22 protein-coding genes are annotated in these 18902 nt (G+C 35.0%); 4 read left to right on the top strand and 18 right to left on the bottom strand.

What is annotated here, in order from left to right:
• Positions 1–6: 6 nt before the first annotated feature.
• Positions 7–819, bottom strand: a complete 813-nt coding sequence (locus tag CBF31_RS01740; RefSeq protein ID WP_126830358.1) for an AAA family ATPase — start codon at positions 817–819, stop codon at positions 7–9.
• Positions 820–830: 11 nt separating this feature from the next.
• Positions 831–1400 carry a GNAT family N-acetyltransferase gene (locus CBF31_RS01735; RefSeq protein ID WP_126830356.1) on the bottom strand — a complete coding sequence of 190 codons (570 nt, stop codon included), beginning with the start codon at positions 1398–1400 and terminating at the stop codon, positions 831–833.
• 156 nt (positions 1401–1556) lie between these two features.
• On the opposite strand from CBF31_RS01735, the gene CBF31_RS01730 reads away from it, so the two are divergent.
• Together CBF31_RS01730 and CBF31_RS01725 are read left to right on the top strand one after the other, a co-directional pair.
• The gene (locus CBF31_RS01730) at positions 1557–1883 is read left to right on the top strand and encodes a DMT family transporter (protein ID WP_126830354.1); all 327 of its coding nucleotides are present in this window, start codon (positions 1557–1559) and stop codon (positions 1881–1883) included.
• The gene (locus tag CBF31_RS01725) at positions 1883–2209 is read left to right on the top strand and encodes a DMT family transporter (RefSeq protein WP_126830352.1); all 327 of its coding nucleotides are present in this window, start codon (positions 1883–1885) and stop codon (positions 2207–2209) included. Before CBF31_RS01730 ends, CBF31_RS01725 begins: the two co-directional genes overlap by 1 nt.
• 36 nt (positions 2210–2245) lie before the next feature.
• Here the strand turns inward: CBF31_RS01725 and CBF31_RS01720 are convergent, their stop codons facing one another.
• The 6 genes from CBF31_RS01720 to selA form a co-directional block, all read right to left on the bottom strand.
• Entirely contained in the window at positions 2246–2461 is a 216-nt protein-coding gene (locus tag CBF31_RS01720) for a hypothetical protein (RefSeq protein ID WP_126830350.1), read from the bottom strand.
• A 51-nt stretch (positions 2462–2512) separates the two neighbouring features.
• On the bottom strand, positions 2513–3895 hold the full coding sequence (locus CBF31_RS01715) for a hypothetical protein (protein ID WP_126830348.1): 1383 nt from the start codon (positions 3893–3895) through the stop codon (positions 2513–2515).
• Positions 3888–4457 (bottom strand): RNA polymerase sigma factor, encoded by a 570-nt coding sequence (locus tag CBF31_RS01710; RefSeq protein ID WP_126830346.1) that lies wholly within the window; start codon positions 4455–4457, stop codon positions 3888–3890. Before CBF31_RS01710 ends, CBF31_RS01715 begins: the two co-directional genes overlap by 8 nt.
• A 150-nt stretch (positions 4458–4607) precedes the next feature.
• On the bottom strand, positions 4608–6458 hold the full coding sequence (locus CBF31_RS01705) for an acyltransferase family protein (protein ID WP_126830344.1): 1851 nt from the start codon (positions 6456–6458) through the stop codon (positions 4608–4610).
• Entirely contained in the window at positions 6448–6882 is a 435-nt protein-coding gene (locus CBF31_RS01700) for an MORN repeat-containing protein (protein WP_126830342.1), read from the bottom strand. Before CBF31_RS01700 ends, CBF31_RS01705 begins: the two co-directional genes overlap by 11 nt.
• A 145-nt stretch (positions 6883–7027) precedes the next feature.
• Positions 7028–8434, bottom strand: coding sequence for an L-seryl-tRNA(Sec) selenium transferase (gene selA / locus CBF31_RS01695; RefSeq protein ID WP_211330804.1), 1407 nt, complete (start codon positions 8432–8434; stop codon positions 7028–7030).
• 201 nt (positions 8435–8635) lie between these two features.
• Here selA and CBF31_RS01690 point away from each other — a divergent pair, with 201 nt between their 5' ends.
• Complete coding sequence (locus CBF31_RS01690; protein WP_126830340.1) at positions 8636–8986, top strand: hypothetical protein; 351 nt, start codon at positions 8636–8638, stop codon at positions 8984–8986.
• A gap of 47 nt (positions 8987–9033) precedes the next feature.
• Here the strand turns inward: CBF31_RS01690 and CBF31_RS01685 are convergent, their stop codons facing one another.
• Both CBF31_RS01685 and CBF31_RS01680 read right to left on the bottom strand, forming a co-directional pair.
• Positions 9034–9816, bottom strand: coding sequence for a hypothetical protein (locus CBF31_RS01685; protein ID WP_126830338.1), 783 nt, complete (start codon positions 9814–9816; stop codon positions 9034–9036).
• Positions 9809–10591: a hypothetical protein gene (locus tag CBF31_RS01680; RefSeq protein WP_126830336.1), complete on the bottom strand. Its 783-nt coding sequence runs from the start codon at positions 10589–10591 to the stop codon at positions 9809–9811. Before CBF31_RS01680 ends, CBF31_RS01685 begins: the two co-directional genes overlap by 8 nt.
• Before the next feature lie 188 nt (positions 10592–10779).
• Here CBF31_RS01680 and CBF31_RS01675 point away from each other — a divergent pair, with 188 nt between their 5' ends.
• Positions 10780–11352 (top strand): hypothetical protein, encoded by a 573-nt coding sequence (locus tag CBF31_RS01675; RefSeq protein WP_126830334.1) that lies wholly within the window; start codon positions 10780–10782, stop codon positions 11350–11352.
• A 20-nt stretch (positions 11353–11372) separates the two neighbouring features.
• On the opposite strand, the gene CBF31_RS01670 is transcribed toward CBF31_RS01675, so the two are convergent.
• The 8 genes from CBF31_RS01670 to CBF31_RS01635 form a co-directional block, all read right to left on the bottom strand.
• The gene (locus CBF31_RS01670) at positions 11373–12527 is read right to left on the bottom strand and encodes an aminotransferase class V-fold PLP-dependent enzyme (RefSeq protein ID WP_126830331.1); all 1155 of its coding nucleotides are present in this window, start codon (positions 12525–12527) and stop codon (positions 11373–11375) included.
• A gap of 31 nt (positions 12528–12558) precedes the next feature.
• A complete protein-coding gene (selB, locus tag CBF31_RS01665; RefSeq protein WP_211330803.1) occupies positions 12559–14439 on the bottom strand; it encodes a selenocysteine-specific translation elongation factor in 1881 nt (626 codons plus the stop codon).
• Positions 14440–14459: 20 nt separating this feature from the next.
• Entirely contained in the window at positions 14460–14717 is a 258-nt protein-coding gene (locus CBF31_RS01660) for a putative Se/S carrier protein (protein WP_126830327.1), read from the bottom strand.
• A 12-nt stretch (positions 14718–14729) separates the two neighbouring features.
• The gene (gene yedF, locus CBF31_RS01655; protein WP_126830324.1) at positions 14730–15326 is read right to left on the bottom strand and encodes a sulfurtransferase-like selenium metabolism protein YedF; all 597 of its coding nucleotides are present in this window, start codon (positions 15324–15326) and stop codon (positions 14730–14732) included.
• Between the two features lie 24 nt (positions 15327–15350).
• A complete protein-coding gene (selD, locus tag CBF31_RS01650; RefSeq protein ID WP_126830322.1) occupies positions 15351–16370 on the bottom strand; it encodes a selenide, water dikinase SelD in 1020 nt (339 codons plus the stop codon).
• A 95-nt stretch (positions 16371–16465) separates the two neighbouring features.
• Positions 16466–17347 carry a sulfite exporter TauE/SafE family protein gene (locus CBF31_RS01645; protein WP_126830320.1) on the bottom strand — a complete coding sequence of 294 codons (882 nt, stop codon included), beginning with the start codon at positions 17345–17347 and terminating at the stop codon, positions 16466–16468.
• 30 nt (positions 17348–17377) lie between these two features.
• Complete coding sequence (locus CBF31_RS01640; RefSeq protein WP_126830318.1) at positions 17378–18391, bottom strand: proline racemase family protein; 1014 nt, start codon at positions 18389–18391, stop codon at positions 17378–17380.
• Positions 18392–18415: 24 nt separating this feature from the next.
• Positions 18416–18895, bottom strand: a complete 480-nt coding sequence (locus CBF31_RS01635) for a glycine/sarcosine/betaine reductase component B subunit (RefSeq protein ID WP_126830316.1) — start codon at positions 18893–18895, stop codon at positions 18416–18418.
• Between the last annotated feature and the right edge of the window lie 7 nt (positions 18896–18902).

Genomic DNA, 18902 nt, shown 5'->3' with positions numbered 1-18902 from the left:
TTCTTTCTATGTATTGAACTGGTTGCTAAATTGACTAAAAAAATCATAGTATTCCTTCATTGCAGGAAGATTTGTCCATTTACTCGTCTGTATACCTGGTAAATCTAAATTATAGATAGTGCCCTCTAATTTTCCTAATAAAAAGGGAGAATGCGTGGCAATTACAAACTGACAGTTTAAAAAACGTGTGTGGTACGTAATGATATCTGCAAGAATAAGCTGATTTTTTGGTGATAAGGACACCTCAGGTTCATCTAAGAAGTAAATTCCATCCGGCATGAGGTAATCCTCAAATATCTGCATGGCCGTTTGTCCATTTGAATATTTTTCTTGAGCGAACAACAGCTTATCAATATCACGGTCAGTTTTTTCTTCGGATTGTTTGGTCATAACTTGTTTTTTAGATAGTCCTAAACGTTTACGCTCATAACGGTAACCTTCTCTCAAGACTTGTTCTTGTTGGATTTTTTTGACCTCATATAAGACATCTTCACTTTTCAGATAATAACTGTTTTCAGGGACTATTTTAGACCATCCTGTTTCTTCATCCTCTTCAAAGGTAATAGCTAGATGATTTAAATACTGCTCATAATAGTCTTTCTTGCCAAAGTTACGAGGCTTTTCAGCTCCTTTTATATTAAGTTTATCTACTAATAGATTCAATAAGGTTGATTTTCCTGAACCATTATTTCCGTAAAATAGTGTAATACTATCAAAAATGATTGTTTCAGCAAGTTTCGAACGTAAGCTATTATACGGATATAAATTAGGATTTTTTACGTCATCTTGTGGTAAGGAACAGGTTCTTATATAACGCATGACTTCCCCCTTTATTTAAAGTTGATTTTAGCATAATCTTCTTTTGTCATCCCATAACGTGCCACTTCTAAAGTGTCAGTTTGGTATTCTTCTGGACTGATGTAGTCTTTTCCCCAATAGCTCATGCCGATTTTCTCCATTACACGTCCGGAATTTGGATTCTCTACGTGATGTTTCGCTTCTATTTTTTGTAACCCTAGTTCTTCAAATGCAAGTTTTACTAGCGGTCGGGCTACCTCTACTACTATCCCTTGACCCCAATACGCTTCCGAAATAGCCCATCCAAATTCAGCAGACTCTGCTGTCATTCCCATCATATCGATGGTACCAATCATTTTGTTGGTTGCTTTATAGACAATAGCCCACTTCGATAATTGTTCAGGCATAAAGAAATTTGCGATTGCCTCTTCAGAATCACGGACAGACTGATGTGGTTGAAATGTAGTATATTTAGCGACATTAGGGTTTGAACAGTAGTCAAACATATCCTGGCTATCTTCTAATGTGATTTTTCGTAGAAAGCAGCGTTCCGTTTCGATGGTTGCATGTTCTGCTAATATTAAAGCTTGGCTTTTTTTCATAGTATCATCCTCATTTCAAGGTTTATTATGCTTAGATTATACCACTTTCGTGAATAAAATATTGACTTTCATTTAACGGTTGGATAAGATTAACCGGTTAGGTTTCTATTTTTATACATCTAACTTATCTTGACGAATAAATACGGAGGAAATGATATGAAAATAGCATTATTATTAGGTATCTCGATTCTTGCAGAGGTCGCTGCAAGTTCATCTTTAAAATTAACTGAAGGTTTTAAAAAAATAAAACCAAGTCTTATTGTAATTGGTTGTTATTGTCTTTCTTTTTACTGTCTGTCACTTGTATTAAAAGTATTTCCAATTGGAAATGCATATGCTATTTGGGGTGGATTAGGTACAGTATTCACGTGTTTAATAGGCGTTTTTTACTATAAAGAAAGTCTGACAAAACAAAAATTACTGGCCATTTCACTAATCATATTAGGTGTTATTGTTCTTAATTTATGGGGAGGAGCTCACTAATGCGTGGTTATATCTATTTATCCGGTTCTATCATTTTAGAAGTATTTGCTACAACAATGCTAAAATTTTCAGATGGTTTTAGTGTCTTACTACCAAGTATCCTACTTATTATAGGTTATGTGGGCTCATTTTACTGCCTGTCACTGTGTCTGAAATATTTGCCACTAAGTTTAGCTTATGCCATTTGGACTGGTTTAGGTACAGTTTTAACGGCTATTATTGGTATCGTATTGTGGCACGACCCATTTAATACCTTCACACTTATTGGCTTCGCTTTAATTATCAGTGGTGTTGTCTTATTAAATTTAAATTCTGAAGGGCATTAAAAAAGGAAGACCTTGTATTACAAGGTCTTCCTTTTTTTATAGTGATACGAGCTTGATTAAGTCTGCTATTTCCTTTTTACTAGGTATTTTTTCTAACGTTCCCTCTTTTAATGCTTGAGTAAACAAGACCTGTAATTTCTCTTGTAACTCTTCTTTTGACAAGTTTTCTTTAACGAATAAGCTTGCTTCTGTAATAATTTCTTGATGACCTAATACTGTTTTCTTTTTTCTAAAAAAATCAATAATTCCCATACTAGCCCCCCCTAATTCTTCCTTTTAAGAGTAGTATAGCATAGTGAGTTGTTATTTAAAGGGAACTGTCTTTCCAGCAATAGTCACAGACGCAACATCTTCTAGCTCAAAGTAAGTTAACTCCGACATAAAATGATCTGATTTTTTAGTCATGTCGCTTGGCTCAAAACTCACTTCTTTATGAGTCCCATTTTTTAATTCAATATCTGTTTTAATCGTTTTATCAAGACGTTTATCTAGAGTGTAGTCGAAGGATAAACCTAAAGGAGATAAACTAACATTTTTTAATTCAATACCCTCTTCTTTCAGTGAAAGATCTTCAAGTTCCTTGCTTACAAGGTACGTTGGTTCTGCTAATTTAATAGCCCAATTTCCTTTAACATAATCTTTCATAATCGAACCTGTTAGTTCTAAAGAGTAGTCCTTTAAGTCTTTGTCTCCAATATTGAATATAAAGTGTTCGTAATCAGTTCGACCACTCTCGTTATTGTGTGTTCCTTCATCAACTTGGAAGCTAGCAACATATCCAAGAGCTACTCCATCCTGTTTAGACTTTACTATCAGATCAAATCCATCATGATTGACGTCATTAGGTCTTTTAATTAACATATGTAATAACCCGTCTTCTAGTGCCATATTTTCTAGTATAATATCTTGTTTGGTTGATACTACTTCATTTATTACACCAGGTTTAAGAACTCGCTTGTCTAATTCGTCCCAATCCAAGCCTAATTTATCTAATTCCACGTCATTAGCCCCACCACCAGAGTTAGTATTATCAATCCACTTAGCCTCTTTTGGCATTAATTTTTCTAAATCACCCTTGTATATTTCGTCGAATTTTTCTTCATGACTTATAAAAGAATTCAGCTTAAATCCTAGTAGTTTTGTAGTATCCTCCATAGTAATGGCACGTGTTACTAATGTAGCTGTTTTCGTCTTAGGATTATAATCGACCACTTGAGTGTTTCCGCCGCTCAACATTTCCCACCTTTGAATACGTGTGTCCTTTGCTAAACGATCTTCTTTTAAATCTGTTAATTCACTGACAAAATAAGTCCGATTTTCGTCCTTAAAGCTTGTTTTCGCTTTTAATTTAAGTCCATTATCAACGACCTCGTCGTTTAGTTTGTCCGATTTTAAAAGTAATTTTTGAGATTCCGTTCCAAATGATTTCATATAAGCTATTTTGATGTTATCACGTTGGCTAAATGCAGATAATAGTAAAACGCTCGCTGCTGCTGTTGCAATAATTGTTGCTTTTTTCTTTTTAAAAGGCATCACTTTCTTTTCCTCCGATTGTTTTACTTTTATTTTTTGCGTTAATTCTTTTTGCTCAATCTCTCTAAACGGCATCTCTAAATAATTTAAAAAGTCGTCCAGCTGTTCATCTGTTAAATGTTCTAATGGCTCTTTTTTATAGTTTTTATCCATGTCCCCTCACCTCATTTATAAATGTTGTATAATTCAGTTCCTTCTTAATCTTTTGCTTTCCTCTGTAGAGTCTATTGTCTACTTCTTTAGCGGATAAATTGAGTTCTTTTTGAATAGCAGCTGGTTTCATGTCACAAAAGAAACGTTTGATAATAACAGACCGAGTAGGCTCATCTAACGTCATGACGACTCTATAAAGCTCTTGCCAATCTAATTCCGTCATCTCTTCCGTAGTTATCATTTCTGATAAATCTGATCCATCTGTTGGTTTTTCTTTTTGCCGTTTCCTTGTTGTCAAAAGATTGATTGCCATACTTTTGGTCATAACTGCCAAATAAGTCTTAATCGTCCCCCTTGCAGGGTCGTAACTCTTAGGATTCCGCCACAATCTTATAAAGACATCGCTAACCAGCTCTTCAATATCCTCTCTAGCTTGAGGTTGTGTGGGAGTTAAAACTGAAGCTGCTACTGCCCATAGTAATTTAGAATAATCAGTAACCACCTGATCGAACAGCTCTTCATCACGGTTTAACAATCCCGTATAGATTTCCTCATTTGTCATTTAATTACACCTCCTAACGTCTTGTTCGCTAATATTACAATCAGAAATTTAAAATTCCTCACATTTTTTACATTTCTTTTAAAGTTTAGTTTAAATGGTATGCAAATGTAAAAAAATAACCCTTATCTTCTTAATAGATAAGGGTTATTTTTACTTGTCTTTTGCTGGACCTTCAGATGATTTAATCACGGCATCGCGTATTGTTTCAGTAAATAGTTTACGTCCTTTTTTATTATCTAAAACATGAATTTTATCTTCAGCTAATTTATCTAAATTTTGTGGTGCAATAGTTGCCCAATCAGCAAGTGTAATAAAAGGAAATTCATTCTTTATTTTACGTTCAAATTCAGTTACTTTTTCAGCTACTGCGACTTTACTGCTATCTATGCCACCATTAAAAGGTGTGACAAGTATTAAACGCTGTCCCTTCTTAACGCCATTAATCATACTAGCTAAGTCTTGTCTCCAATTTCCAGTATCTTGTTCATTCAAACCAAGTGATAGGATTATATAATCATACGGATCATCCTCTTGAATAATTTGATTAAATACAGCCAACCCTTGGTTCATATTTCTACTTATCTCTGCATCAAGATTACTGATAGGGAAGACAGTTTTTAATTCATCATGAGCTCCAAGAGGGACGGAATCACCAATGAGCATTGTTTTAACATTAAGTGTCCCTTTTTCCGAAAGTTTTAAATGAGTTGGATTTTTTAATCTTGGTAGAGCTCGATCTGGTGCTAATTTATCACGTCTATTTATTATTGCGGCAATATCTTTCTTTTGATTACCTGCAATTATCCCTTTTTCAACAGAATTCATTTCTTTAGAGTTAAATGCTGCTATTAGCGAAATAACTGCAAGTACTGTGATACCGATTGAGATGACTAATTTACCATTGGTTGATACTTTATCAGTTATCAATGTATTAGGTAATGATTTTGTCATATGATGTGTGACAAACGCTAAACCAAAGCTTGTAAAAAACGCTAAGATACTCACAATGATATTATTAGAAGTTACATTTGAAAATAAAATATAGAGAGGCCAATGGAATAAATAAATTTGATAAGAAATATCTGATAATACTCTCAACATCACAGGTTCATTTTTGTTAGGTTGTAAGTCATGCAAACATCGTGCACCAATAATCATAATTGCTGTTGCAATACTTGCAATTAAAAATCCAAATCGATAAGTCGTGTGATTGTTAAATTTTAAGAATACTCCTAAAAGGATCAGCACTATGCCTGCTCCTAAAATAGCCCCCAATATTTTTGAGCTAGCGCCTTGCTTTTGAAGCACTCTAGTGATACGCTCATTTTCCCCAATGCCAAAATAAACAGCTACGATTGACCCAATAAAGAATGGAAACATATGGCTAATAGTTGAGAAATAGGCACGTGAAAGATCACTAGGGTGTGTTGCGACTTGCCACTGCATAAACCCAAAGGAAAACAAGGCAATAAAACCACTGAAAATTAGGATGTTCGTACGGAATTTATTGCTTTTACCACTGCTATCTTTACTAATAATGGCTAAACTCGATAAGCCTAAGCCAGCTAAAATATATGAAAACATTTCAATGCTTAATGACCACGTATGGACAAATAAATGCGGAAATAATTGCCCTTCATATCCTGTGCCTGAAAATAATTCATATTGATTCGTTGTAAAACTCAATACACCTGAAACTTGTCTCGTTAAATCAACTCTATAATCACTACCTAAAAATAGTGATAAGGGTAACATGAGTAATAACATGACAACCAAGCTTGGATAAAGTCGCCAAAATCGGCGTTTTATAAATGATATAAACGACAGTTTCCCAGAATCTCGGTATTTTATAATCAATAAAGAGGTAATTAAATATCCAGAAAAAACAAAGAAAACATCTACTCCAATGAAACCACCGGGTAACGCACTTGGAAAGAAATGATAAATTAATACCAATAGTAATCCTATAACACGAACTAAACTTAACCACTTAATTTTCATTTAGTATGTCCTCCTGTACCTCATCTGTTGGTTGTAATTTAGATTTAGTTTGAGGTTTTTTACGAGGTTTAGTACTATCATCAAAAACTTCAACAGCACCAGGTATATGTAACTGACCATCTCCAGCTCTCTTTCCTTTTTTGAAAGTTCCTTTATATATAGACCCGTCGTTTAGGATGAGTTGGCCTACTCCCTCAAAACGGCCACTTGAAAAACCGCCTACATATACCTCTCCTGATTTGGTTATAAGCGTTCCCGTTCCTTCAGCACGCCCACGTCGTTTTACACCAATAAATTTCAGCCCTTCTGAATCATAGTCCTTTTGATTAATACTTTGATCTGAATTAAAAATCATACCACTAGAGTATAGTCCTAAGACAAGTATTGCCAGAGTAAATATACCCCAACCTATTTGTTTTTTCACATCTTCCCTCCTAAACCTTTATAAAATCTATTTACTTTAAGTTTACTTGTTTAGACTATCAAAAAAAAGCTTTTTACAAGAAAAAAACCAAATCAGTCCGTTTTTATAAAATTTAACGTCGGATTCGGTCTAATTCTTTATATTTTTAACTTAAAATTTCTTTAAAAGCTGTCACGACATAATTGAAATCTGCTTCAGAGATGGTTCTCACATCTAGAATCAACTCATTATCTTTAATACGCGCGACAACAGGCACCTCAACTTGTCTTAGTTTTTCTTCTAATTGACTTGTTGATAATTTATCTGAGGTAAGACTTAAGATAACACTTGGAATTTCTTCACCTGGATAAGACCCACCACCAACTTGTGAGAAAGCTTCTTTTTTAGTTATTGTAAGACCTAACCCTAGTTCGTTTAACGCTTTAGCATACTCAGTAGCTCGAGTGTCTGACTCTTCTTTAGTCATCGTTAACATTTGAAGGGTTGGAATATGCTCTAGGGCTTGTTTTTGGTCACGGTAAAGGGACATCGTCGCTTCAAGTGATGCTATGACCATTTTATCAACACGTAGAACACGTGTTAATTGATTTTTCTTCATACGTTCAATGTATTCTTTTTTCCCTACGATAATCCCTGCTTGTGGCCCTCCTAAGATTTTATCTCCACTGAATGTGACCACATCTGCTCCATTTTTAAGAACATCCATAACAGTTGGCTCGTAACTAAAACCATATTTACTTAAATCGACAAGCAAACCACTCCCTAAATCTTCTATATAAGGAATATCATGTTTCTTGGCTAAATCACAAACGTCGTAACCAGGTACTGAATCAGTAAATCCTACAACTTTAAAGTTACTTGTATGGACTTTTAATAACGCGCCGGTATTTTCGTTTATCGCGTCTTCGTAGTCATATAAATGAGTTTTGTTAGTTGTACCTACTTCTTTTAAATAACATCCACTCGCTTCTATAACACTCGGAATGCGGAATGAGCCCCCTATTTCGACTAATTCCCCACGTGATACGACTACTTCTTTATCTTTTGTAAGAGTATCTAATACAAGTAAGACTGCCGCTGCATTATTATTAACCACCAAAGCATCTTCTGCACCAGTTAATTCTCTAACCACTTCAATTAAATGATCATAACGAGAGCCACGTTTGCCGTTAGCCACGTCATACTCTAAATTGGAATAACCACCTGCGATTGTCGTTAAATGCTCCATAACAAGCGGTGAGAGGTTAGAGCGTCCTAAATTAGTATGTAGAACTGTTCCAGTAGCATTAATCACTTTTTGTAAACTTGGCTTCGTCTTAATTGAGACTGCTTTTTCAAGTTCGTTTAAAAGAACCGCAGTATTCTCTTGTTTATTATTTGAAATTACCGTATCGTCACCTGATAAAAAATGTTCACGCTTATTGGCCAACAGCTCTCGTGCAGACATTGTGATAACATCTTGCCCATGGATCGTAATAAGTTCTTTTATTTTATCTTGTTTCATTAAATCGTTAATTGATGGTAAACATGCTAATTTACTCTTATCTATCACGTTATATTCCTCCAATGATTCCGTCTAGGTTCGTGTCTTATGTTACTTTGTAATCCCTTGATAGTCAAGGGATTATCCTGTATTGTGAATTGATTAACTAAAAACAATTAATTAGATTGTAGATTTAAATCAGCACGTGTATAATAAGGGCAAATAGCTGACAATTAGTAGCAGGTCACACTATTAAAAGGAGGAACACGTATGCCTACCGTTTCTAAGCTCTATTCTCATTTTATGACCTATTTCCATTATATCGGATTAGCTATCACGGTGTTTATCATTTTCTTATTACTTAAAATTGATGGGATTATCCCTACGCACATGACCGCTACCATGCATATTGATGGATATGGAAGTAAATATATTCTATTATTGTTACCTATCGCCTTTTTATTTATGAGTGTTGCTGCTAAGCCTAAACTTATTGATACGATGTACCCTAATTTCACGGATAGTAACATCATAACTAAAGTTATTTTTATGGCGATTAACAGTTTATTACTTGTTACTAGTATCATCTATCTCGTACAGGTTATGATATTTGTAGTTTAATCCAAAAAGGTTACGACGATTGATTTATCGTCGTAACCTTTTTTATGTTATGAATAAAATCTGATAAGTAAACCAGTTACAACTGAAAAAGCCAAACTCAAAAGATTACCTACTAAATAATACTCTGCGAACTCTTTATCATCTTCGATACTTTTAAAACGAGATAATGTTTTAAGTGCAATAACTGTAGCCACACCTGAATAAGCTTCACCTACTACAAATAAGATAATAATACTTCTCTCTAAAACTCCAATGATAATACCGATACTCTGATTAGAAATAGGAGTCCCTTTTACATTAGAGAGACTTAGTGCTGACAAAAATAGCTTTATAATCTGAGCAGCTGATAATGTCCCGATTAGAAAAAATGTTAGGATTAACAAGTTAACCGTTTCTCTAGGAATTAATGTAGCATCTAAAGTATTAATCACCTGAAATGTTAGTAAACTACGGTGACTAACTATACATGTTACAACATAGATACTTCCAAGTCTTGCGATTTGTTCGGTAAGGTATATAAATAAGTCCTTATATTTTGGAAACCATTTTTTAAACGTCGTTTTTATTGACTGACAGGTTAGTACATAATCTATAAGACTATTAGTAATAAAGACAAGTCCAGTTGAAAGTAACCAATTTCCCCAGTTCAAATCTAAACCACTCAGAATTAAAACTACTGTTAGGACTATACTTATTAGAACCCTTATTTTAAAAGAGGTCACTATGTGAGTAGATTTGTTTGATGGTATCGCTTGATTATCTATTTTTTTTATAATTGTAAAGTTACTTATAAGTTGAGAAATCATTAATAAACAAAATAATTTAAGCATGGGTCCCCCCTATATTATAGTGATGATGTAAAAATAATCTTAAATCATCTACTGATTTTTTATACAAGTCATATTGAGATTTTGTTGTTAGATTGCTAATTTGACTAGAAATTCGTCTACGGTCTGTCACATCATTTTCATCGAACTCATACCCCATAATCTTAGCAAGTTCGTAGTTCTTAGCATGTGGTAACGCCTCTTTTAAGCTAAACAATTCATTTTGGCGATTATTAGCAATTAACTTTTCAAAAATCAAATAAAACATCGGGTTTAAGATAGTATTAATAGTGTCAGATGAATCTGTTTTAGCGTAAAATTGAAAAGATTGTAATTTAAAAGCATAATCAGATTTTGAAGTCGTGGCCTCTTTTGCTGAATCAGCTGCTTCTTTTGCACGACTAATCGCAGTACCATTAACCGCTTCAATATTTGTTAGCACATTATCAGGAGTTGTGATATCGCCAACTCCAACTCCAAAATAATATTCAATAGTCTTAGGATTAATTTGGTGCTGAATTGAAAAAGTCATAAACTCATCAGCAAAAGAAAAGCCAATACAACTTTGGTAGATATCTATCATTAATCTAGCATCCTCCACCCCGCCTATAATGGCATCACCTTGTCTAACATCAAAAGGTGTGATCAATTGTTTTTTATATTTTTTATTTAAATACGTCGCCAGTAAATTAAGCAGCTCATTCGCCTCTCCTTGGTTAGCGAATACTTTTCTACTTCCTTTGATATCAATGAAAAAGTATATCAGATTATTATGCAACTAAACCACCCTTTCTCACATAAAAGTCTATCTGAATTCTAACATACTTAGGTAAGTATGTCTACAAACGGATAGATTTATTGCCGTGTTGGAATAACTACAGTGTGAATTATATCAAATAAATATTTGACTATAATATAGTTAATCTATACTATGGGTTATATAAGACTATTTAGGAGTGATAATGAATGTTTGAATCGAATATGGGCACTATTATGAGTGCTGTTATTGGTGGATTAGTTGGGATGGTTGGTGTAGCAATTGCGCTTTATTATAATTATAAAACGAAACTTAATACTCAAAAATTCCAGCGAGAATTAAATGAAGAACAACATCTTTTTCAAAAAGAGTTACTCTCACTGAGTCTCAATCAACATAAAAACACAGGTTCTAACATTAATGAGCGCTCTTTTAAAGCAGAGATGATTTGGCAGAATAAATACAATACCTTTATTCAGTTAATGAGTTACCGTCATGAACTAGAGTCAAAAGAATTTAAAGCTGCACTAAATTCCATTACGGGTTCATTTTGTGAATCAAAAATCATTTTAGATAATACAAATAAATTACATGCTTCACTTGCTGATGTTAGTGCATTAGAAGGTCGAGCAAAAGATGACTTAATTACCTTATTAAAATCAATGATGACAGACTTGGGATTAGAAACTAAGAATAATGATATGATCTTTACCAATATTTTTGCTATTCCGGATGCCCCTACTGTTGTACATGTTAATATTCTTAACCAAAAAGACGCGTAATCATAAGATTACACGTCTTTTTATTTATATTTCTCAACCAATTCCTTCATCGCATTCACGGCATAATTAACTTCTTCGACTGTATTAAAGCTAGAAAAAGAGAAACGAACCATGCCCTGTTCTTCCGTTCCAAAAGTTTGATGGACCAGAGGAGCACAATGAGCGCCGGGTCTTACTGCTATATCGTAGTATTCTGACAAGTCATTTGCTACAGTTGCAGCAGAAATACCTTTGATATTTAATGACACTATTCCTGTTTTCTTATCGTTATTAGTTGTTCCGTAAAAGATAAGTTCAGGTAAATGGCATAACCTCTCATAAAACGTTCTAACTAACGCGTGTTGAGCACCTATTAAGTTCTTTGTCTTGTTTTCTATCACATAATCAAGTCCTGCATCGAGTCCCAAAAGACTATGAACATTTGCTGTACCAGATTCAAGAAGGTCTGGAAGTTCTGATGGTTGTGTTTTAGAAAAAGATTGCGTCCCACTGCCGCCAACAAGTAGTGGTGTTAATGAACAGCCTTCTTTTACAATTAAACCACCCGTTCCTTGAGGCCCATAAAGTGATTTATGACCAGTAAAACATAACGCAGTTAAATTTAATTCATCAAAATTGATATCGCAAACACCAGCTGTTTGTGAAGCATCTACTAGTAACATCAACTCATGTTTTTGACAAAATTCTGAAATAAAAGCTAAATCAAGAATATCTCCCAATACATTTGAACCATGAGTACAAACAACAGCTTTGGTTTCAGGTGTCAACAACTTTTCAAAATCATCATAGTTCAACTGATTAGCTTCAGTATCGTAGCTTACAAATGACGTTGAAACACCTCTGGCTTCTAGCTGATAAAGTGGACGTAAGACTGAATTATGCTCTAATACCGTCGAGATAACATGACTATTGTCGGGTATTAATCCTTTGATTGCGATATTTAAAGCCATCGTCGCATTCATTGTAAAGCCTATAGTTAACTCATTAGATACGTGGAACAGTTCTGCTACTTTAAGTCGCGTTTGATATAGACTTCTAAAAGCATTAAGAGAGGGTTCGTGAGCACCTCTAGACGGGTTTCCTAATGTCTCTGACTGTATAGCTTCAAATACAGCAGTCGCCACACTGGCAGGTTTTTTTAAAGTTGTTGCTGCATTGTCAAAATAATAAACCATCTCTACCACCCTCTCTTTTACCTTACTTTACTTAATATAATTCACGCGTATTTTCAACGCGTTTTGTTACATGCATTTTATCCATATATTCTAGAATTAACATTGAATATTTACGACTTGAACCGGTCATATCACGGAAATCTGCTAACGTCATACTACCATTTTGGGTAATAAACTCACTTGCTTTGCTTACAGCTTCATCGTAATAGTTTTTATGAATAACAGTTGTATGATCTAATCTAATAACACTTACACCCACAAGAGAATTAATAACTTCTTGGATTTGGTCATCCCCTTTAGTCAAATCTTCATCTGAAGGTGGTGTGAATTTAGCTTTTAACAGCGTACTTTCAATCTTATCTCGGTGTGCTTGATTGTATTTATTATACACGACTTCAAAGTCTTTAAGTGAAAGAAAACCATTTGTTTCTTTTAGTAACCCATCAGCTAAGTAAAAAGCTAGCAAGGTATCAAATTCTTTCCCTTTCATCTCTAATTCACTACGAGATTTAAGCTCTTCTTTTGGCATTCCTTGACGTAAGCGGAAGTTCTTATGGTATTTATCTAACACAGCTACCAAATCATTGCCAATACGGTTGTACTGATTAATACTGATATACTTCCCATTAATATCTTTAACAGTACCCTCATCAATCATATCAACCAGTAGTTCAGCTACTTCGGTTTCACTCTTACCAATATTAGTTGCAATAAACCCTTTAGGAGATAATCCTTTCCCTTGTTGGTCTAATAATTCAACTAAAATATCTTGAATAGACCCTTCTTCTTTAATTGCAAGACTAGCTAAAACTGAGTCATCATAACGTTTATTCTTCTTAGGTTGGCTATCTAAAATAACACCACCACCGATTGTATGGACAGGTGAATACGAGCGGATAATAAAACGATCACCATCGCGTGCAACAACTTGCTCTTCTAAACGAAGTTGAACAAACCCTTCTTCACCAGCTTCTAATTGTTCGACACCTAGCGGAACAACACGTGCAAAGGTTTCTGTTGTCCCAATTCCTAATCGAACTCTATCCCATAATTTAAGCCCTTCAGTAGCACTAGGGAGTAAGTTAATTTTAACGTTCAACATCCATGATACCGTCACATTATCTTTTGTGGTAAGGACGTCACCACGACTGACATCTTCAAGTGTAACATTCGTTAAGTTAATGGCCGTACGTTTTCCTGGTCCAGACATCTCTTCATCCTGTTCATGAACTTGCAAGCTACGAACACGTGTTTTGATTTCTTGAGGATAGATAATTACATCATCACCGACATGCAACTCCCCTTCAAGTAATGTTCCGGTAACGATTGTTCCAAACCCTTTTAAAGAGAACGAACGGTCGATATTTAAACGAGGCTGCCCTGTGGCTTTCGTTGGTTCGATTGTTTCACATTTTTTAGCTATTGTATCAAGTAAAGTAGGGATACCCGTCCCACTGATAGAATCCACCTCAACTACAGGAGCGTCTTCTAACACTGTGCCTTCTAATTGTTGCTCGATATCTTCTTTAACAAGCATCATTAAATCCTCATCGACTGTATCTACTTTTGTTAACACGATAATAAATTCTTTAACACCTAATAAGGTCAAGATATCCATATGCTCACGAGTTTGTGGCATAATCCCTTCATTAGCATCAATGACCAGTAATACAAGATTGAGACCAGCAGACCCTGCTAACATATTTTTGATAAATTTTTCATGACCTGGAACATCAACAACACCGACACGCTCTCCATTTGGTAAATCAAAATAAGCGAACCCTAGATTAATTGACATCCCTCTCAATTTTTCTTCTTTTGTTTTATCCGTTTCAATCCCTGTCAGAGTTTTGATTAAGGTTGATTTTCCGTGGTCAATATGACCAGCTGTACCGATTACGATATTAGACATAATTTCTCCTTACCTCTTGCTTACTTAATTTCTTGATAAACTTTTGTTCCCGATTCACTTATGACCTGGTAAAGACCGTGCCACGTAATTGAGCGTTCTTTTAAGAAGTCTACAATGGCGTGTACGTCTTGTTCTGTTTTTAAGGTTAAGCCACATCCAGCTGTAATCTCTCCAGGAGTTGGAATTAAACGAAACGTGTAATCTGTTCCTTTTAATAACGTTTCAGACTTAATAGCCTGATGGGTTGAATCAAATGATAGTAAATAATACTCGTTCATTGTTTTTTCTCCTTATGAAGGTTTTACAGTATGGTACTGACGCATTGTTTCTAAAATACTGTACATATTTGTAACTGACCCTACTGCTAACTTGTCTTTAACTTGATAATAATCAGCACATAGGCCACATGATTCTATTTCCACACCTTTATCAGCTAATTGACGTAAGTCTTCTAAAGATTCAGAGTTTTTTGTTGCTAAATAGACACCTGAATTGTAGAACAAAATCTTTTTAGGTAAGACATCTTGCTCAGTTAGAGCATATAAGAAGCCTTTGATTAAGATTTTACCTAATTCTTCTTCGCCGCCACCCATTTGATTTGAAGAAACTGCAACAATATATTCGCCTGTTTCTGATACTGGTGATGTCATAATCTCACATGTTTCTTCTTCAATAGTTCCATCTTTAGAAATCACAACGTTATATTTTTTTTCATCTAATTGAGTGGTTTGGCAAGTAAACCCTAATTGTTTTGACATTTTGGCCAAGTTTTGCGTCGCTATTTCATTGTCTACAAGAACGGTTACTTGATTATTTTCTCTTAAGGCTTTCTTTGTTTTAATAACGGGTAATGGACACGCTTCTCCGATGCAGTTAATCATTTCCATGATAAAACACTCCCTTAAATTTAATTAGTTAATTGTAATTTTTGTTGGTTTTGCTGCCGTCACTTTCCCAATGATAGAAGCTGTCACATTATTCTCTTTTAACTCAGTTAATAGGTCATTTGCGATAGCTTGAGGTACACTGATTAGCAACCCACCTGATGTTTGTGGATCAAAAATTAATTCTTCGACAGCGAAATCATTTGTTTTATTATCAACAAATTGCTCAAACTGATTACGATTACGTTGACCACCAGCTGTTATTAAGAACTCTTTAGCGCAGTCATAGGCCGCATTAATATAAGGAATATCCTCAAAAATAAGCTCGGCACTATAATTATCATCTAACATCTCTAGTAAATGACCAATCAAGCCAAAACCAGTTACATCTGTACAACTGTTAACTGGGTATTTAGTAAAGACTTCTGACGCATATTTATTTAGAGTCTGCATAGCGTCTGTCGCTTCAATAAAAGATGCTTCATCAACTTCTCCGACACTATAGGCTGTTGTGATAATCCCAACTCCTATCGGTTTAGTCAGTATTAAAACATCATCTTCTTTACAATTATTGTTTTGTAAAATTTTATCAGGATGGATTGTCCCTGTTACAGATAAACCATACTTCGGTGTACTATCGTGGATAGAATGACCGCCGACTAAAACACCGCCAGCTTCTTTAACCTTCTCTGCACCACCTTTTAAAATCTCACCTAAAATTTCTATATTTTTTTCTTCTGGGAAACACACAATGTTCATAGCTGATAATACTTCCCCACCCATAGCATACACGTCACTAAGAGCGTTAGCGGCAGCTATTTTACCATATAAATAAGGGTCAGCTACCATTGTTGGGAAAAAGTCTAAAGTCTGAATAATTGCTGTATCATCATTTATTTTTAAAACGGCAGCATCATCTGCTGTATCAAAGCCGACTAATAATTTATCCGATGACGTTTTTGGAATATCTTTAAGTATCTTACTTAAATCACCTGGTCCGATTTTAGCATTACATCCACCACATATAAATAACTGTTCTTCTGACATATTAGTCCTCTCCTCCAAAACGTAATAATAACTCTAGATGGCTCGCCTTGATTAAAGCCATCAAGACGAGCCATAACAATTATTATTATACCAAATTAAGCAGCACTAGGCGCTTTTTTTGATTTAAGTAACATATTAACACCAGTGTAGATAACAACCGCAATGATAACCCAAGTTAAGATATTCATATCTAAACCTGAAACGAAGTTAACAGCTAAGACAACTCCGATAACACCACCGACTGTAATACCTAATGAAATTTTACGAGCATAGTTACCTGTTTTAATAAACTCACGACTTGCTACTGGCATTAAAGCCGCGCAACTTGTCATCATAATAGGCATTGCTACAATTGGGCTAACACCTAACATGTAAATCATCGCCATACATGGTGCATATAGACCAACACCGGCTGTCATTAGGGCACCAAATACTGCATTACCAATAATACCAATGATTAGTTTAAATCCAGTAAGACCGATTGCTGTATTACCTGTACCAAGCATGTCTAACCAGCCTAATTGTTTAGCACCCATTAATAATGCTGTTACAATCAAAGCGATCCCCATAACTAATTGAACCTTACGTTCAGGCATTTTCGCAACAATTTTTGATCCGAAAATTGAACCTACTGCTGCTGCAATAACTAATGAAAATAAAGTCATTGGCTCAACTTTTACAACTTTTACGAACAAAATAGCTTCAACAATAACGGGTATAGTATGAGCCACATTTAACGTACCAGGCAGTTGACGATCAGATTCTAATTGTTTTGTTGCATCTAATGCTAAAGCAGTTGGTGCAAAACTACCAATCCCTAAAGTATCTAACGCATCGGTAATGAACCCAATAAGGAATGCAACTACCCAATTTCCTTTACCTAAATCGTCTTTATTTTCCATAATATCTTTAATAAATATAACACTGAAGTATGCTGCTAGAATTACTAATAACACTTGAATGGCTAATACTACCATATCGTCACTCTCCTTTTTCTATGTGTCTGCTTACGCTAGTACGAAACCATCTGACAATGGATCTTCTGGGTCAAATAAGAACGTATTGAATCCAGTAATATAAGCAGAACCAGAAATTTCAGGAATAATTGCATTGTAACCAGCTAATTCAGCTTCACGCACTACTTTACCAGTGAATAATGTTCCTAGGATACTTTCATAAACAATGCTTTCGCCGACTTTTAATTCACCTTTAGCAAATAATGTAGCGACTTTAGCTGACGTACCAGTTCCACATGGTGAACGGTCAATTTGGCCATCACCAAATACTACAACATTTTTATGAGTAGCTTCTGGATGTGTTGGTTTGTCATAGATTTCAATTAAATCAGCTGATTTAATATGTTCTAATGTTGGATGTTGAATTTCAATGTTTTCATTAACAGCGTTTAAGACTTTCATACCGATTTCAGAAATTTTAGTTCCATTTTCTGGTTTGATTTCTAAGCCTAATTCGCTTGCATGAATGATAACGAAGAAGCTACCACCGAATGAAATATCGAATTTAACTGTTCCAACACCTTCAACGTCAAGTGTTTGATTTTCTTTATAAAGGAATGATTCCACGTTTTCAAATGACACTTTTTCAACTTTGTAATCGTCTTTCATAAAGGCTTTAGCACGAACAAGTCCTGCTGGTGTATCTAAGTTAACTGGAGTGATTTCTTCCCCACTAGGTTTAACCATACCAGTTTCTACAGCTGCAGTTACAGCGGCAATACTGTTATGTCCACACATGTTTAAGTACCCCCCTGCATCCATGAAGATAATCCCAAAATCAGCATTATCAATTGTTGGTGCTAAGATAAACGCACCAAACATATCGTTATGTCCGCGTGGTTCAAGCATTAGAGATGTTCTTAAAACATCATTATGGTCAAGTAAATATTGTTTCTTCTCTGCCATTGATTTACCAGGAATAAATGGAATACCACCTGTAATTAAACGAGCTGCTTCCCCTGCTGTATGTGTATCAATCGCTTGTAACATTCTAGAAAATTTCATTAGTTTTTCCTCCCATTGTTTAGGTTATTTAGTTTCACTGTGATCTTTTCGGATTTTAAGTTTTAAAAGTGCTAGAGCTTTTCTAGCATCCAAAACATTGAGATTGTTTTCACAAACAACCTCAGTTTCAATCCCTTTTTCAGACTTATTAATGTCTACCATCAATTCTGTATGCTTATTAGTGACGACAAATTTGGCTTGCTGTCCAATAAATTTCATGCCAACCACGCTGATGCCTCGTGTCCCTATTTCTTCTAGGGTATTAGCAAAATCAACGTCTGAATTACCCCAACCATCAGATGATACAATCGCACCATCTGTACGCATACCTTCTAACCATACCGCAGCACGGTGGCCCACAAGGTGCTTCATCCGGTTATCTTGAGGCGTTCCAATTAACATGACCCCTTGTAAATCAACATCTGGATCATTCCCAACCACATCTAATAATGGGTCTCTGAAATGATGAAGTGATGTTTCTTTTGTTGAAGGCCCGATTCCCATACGCTCA

It is taken from the genome of Vagococcus fessus (assembly GCF_003987565.1).
In the GTDB taxonomy this organism is placed as follows: Bacteria; Bacillota; Bacilli; order Lactobacillales; family Vagococcaceae; genus Vagococcus_D; species Vagococcus_D fessus.
The sequence above is the reverse complement of the archived record's forward strand: the minus strand, read 5'-3'. Positions and strand labels throughout refer to the sequence as shown.

Coding starts and splice junctions, on each gene's coding strand:
- CBF31_RS01740 (WP_126830358.1), bottom strand. CDS start 819: ATGCGTTATATAAGAACCTGTTCCTTACCACAAGATGACGTAAAAAAT.
- CBF31_RS01735 (WP_126830356.1), bottom strand. CDS start 1,400: ATGAAAAAAAGCCAAGCTTTAATATTAGCAGAACATGCAACCATCGAA.
- CBF31_RS01730 (WP_126830354.1), top strand. CDS start 1,557: ATGAAAATAGCATTATTATTAGGTATCTCGATTCTTGCAGAGGTCGCT.
- CBF31_RS01725 (WP_126830352.1), top strand. CDS start 1,883: ATGCGTGGTTATATCTATTTATCCGGTTCTATCATTTTAGAAGTATTT.
- CBF31_RS01720 (WP_126830350.1), bottom strand. CDS start 2,461: ATGGGAATTATTGATTTTTTTAGAAAAAAGAAAACAGTATTAGGTCAT.
- CBF31_RS01715 (WP_126830348.1), bottom strand. CDS start 3,895: ATGGATAAAAACTATAAAAAAGAGCCATTAGAACATTTAACAGATGAA.
- CBF31_RS01710 (WP_126830346.1), bottom strand. CDS start 4,457: ATGACAAATGAGGAAATCTATACGGGATTGTTAAACCGTGATGAAGAG.
- CBF31_RS01705 (WP_126830344.1), bottom strand. CDS start 6,458: ATGAAAATTAAGTGGTTAAGTTTAGTTCGTGTTATAGGATTACTATTG.
- CBF31_RS01690 (WP_126830340.1), top strand. CDS start 8,636: ATGCCTACCGTTTCTAAGCTCTATTCTCATTTTATGACCTATTTCCAT.
- CBF31_RS01685 (WP_126830338.1), bottom strand. CDS start 9,816: ATGCTTAAATTATTTTGTTTATTAATGATTTCTCAACTTATAAGTAAC.
- CBF31_RS01675 (WP_126830334.1), top strand. CDS start 10,780: ATGTTTGAATCGAATATGGGCACTATTATGAGTGCTGTTATTGGTGGA.
- CBF31_RS01670 (WP_126830331.1), bottom strand. CDS start 12,527: ATGGTTTATTATTTTGACAATGCAGCAACAACTTTAAAAAAACCTGCC.
- selB (WP_211330803.1), bottom strand. CDS start 14,439: ATGTCTAATATCGTAATCGGTACAGCTGGTCATATTGACCACGGAAAA.
- CBF31_RS01660 (WP_126830327.1), bottom strand. CDS start 14,717: ATGAACGAGTATTATTTACTATCATTTGATTCAACCCATCAGGCTATT.
- yedF (WP_126830324.1), bottom strand. CDS start 15,326: ATGGAAATGATTAACTGCATCGGAGAAGCGTGTCCATTACCCGTTATT.
- selD (WP_126830322.1), bottom strand. CDS start 16,370: ATGTCAGAAGAACAGTTATTTATATGTGGTGGATGTAATGCTAAAATC.
- CBF31_RS01645 (WP_126830320.1), bottom strand. CDS start 17,347: ATGGTAGTATTAGCCATTCAAGTGTTATTAGTAATTCTAGCAGCATAC.
- CBF31_RS01640 (WP_126830318.1), bottom strand. CDS start 18,391: ATGAAATTTTCTAGAATGTTACAAGCGATTGATACACATACAGCAGGG.
- CBF31_RS01635 (WP_126830316.1), bottom strand. CDS start 18,895: ATGGGAATCGGGCCTTCAACAAAAGAAACATCACTTCATCATTTCAGA.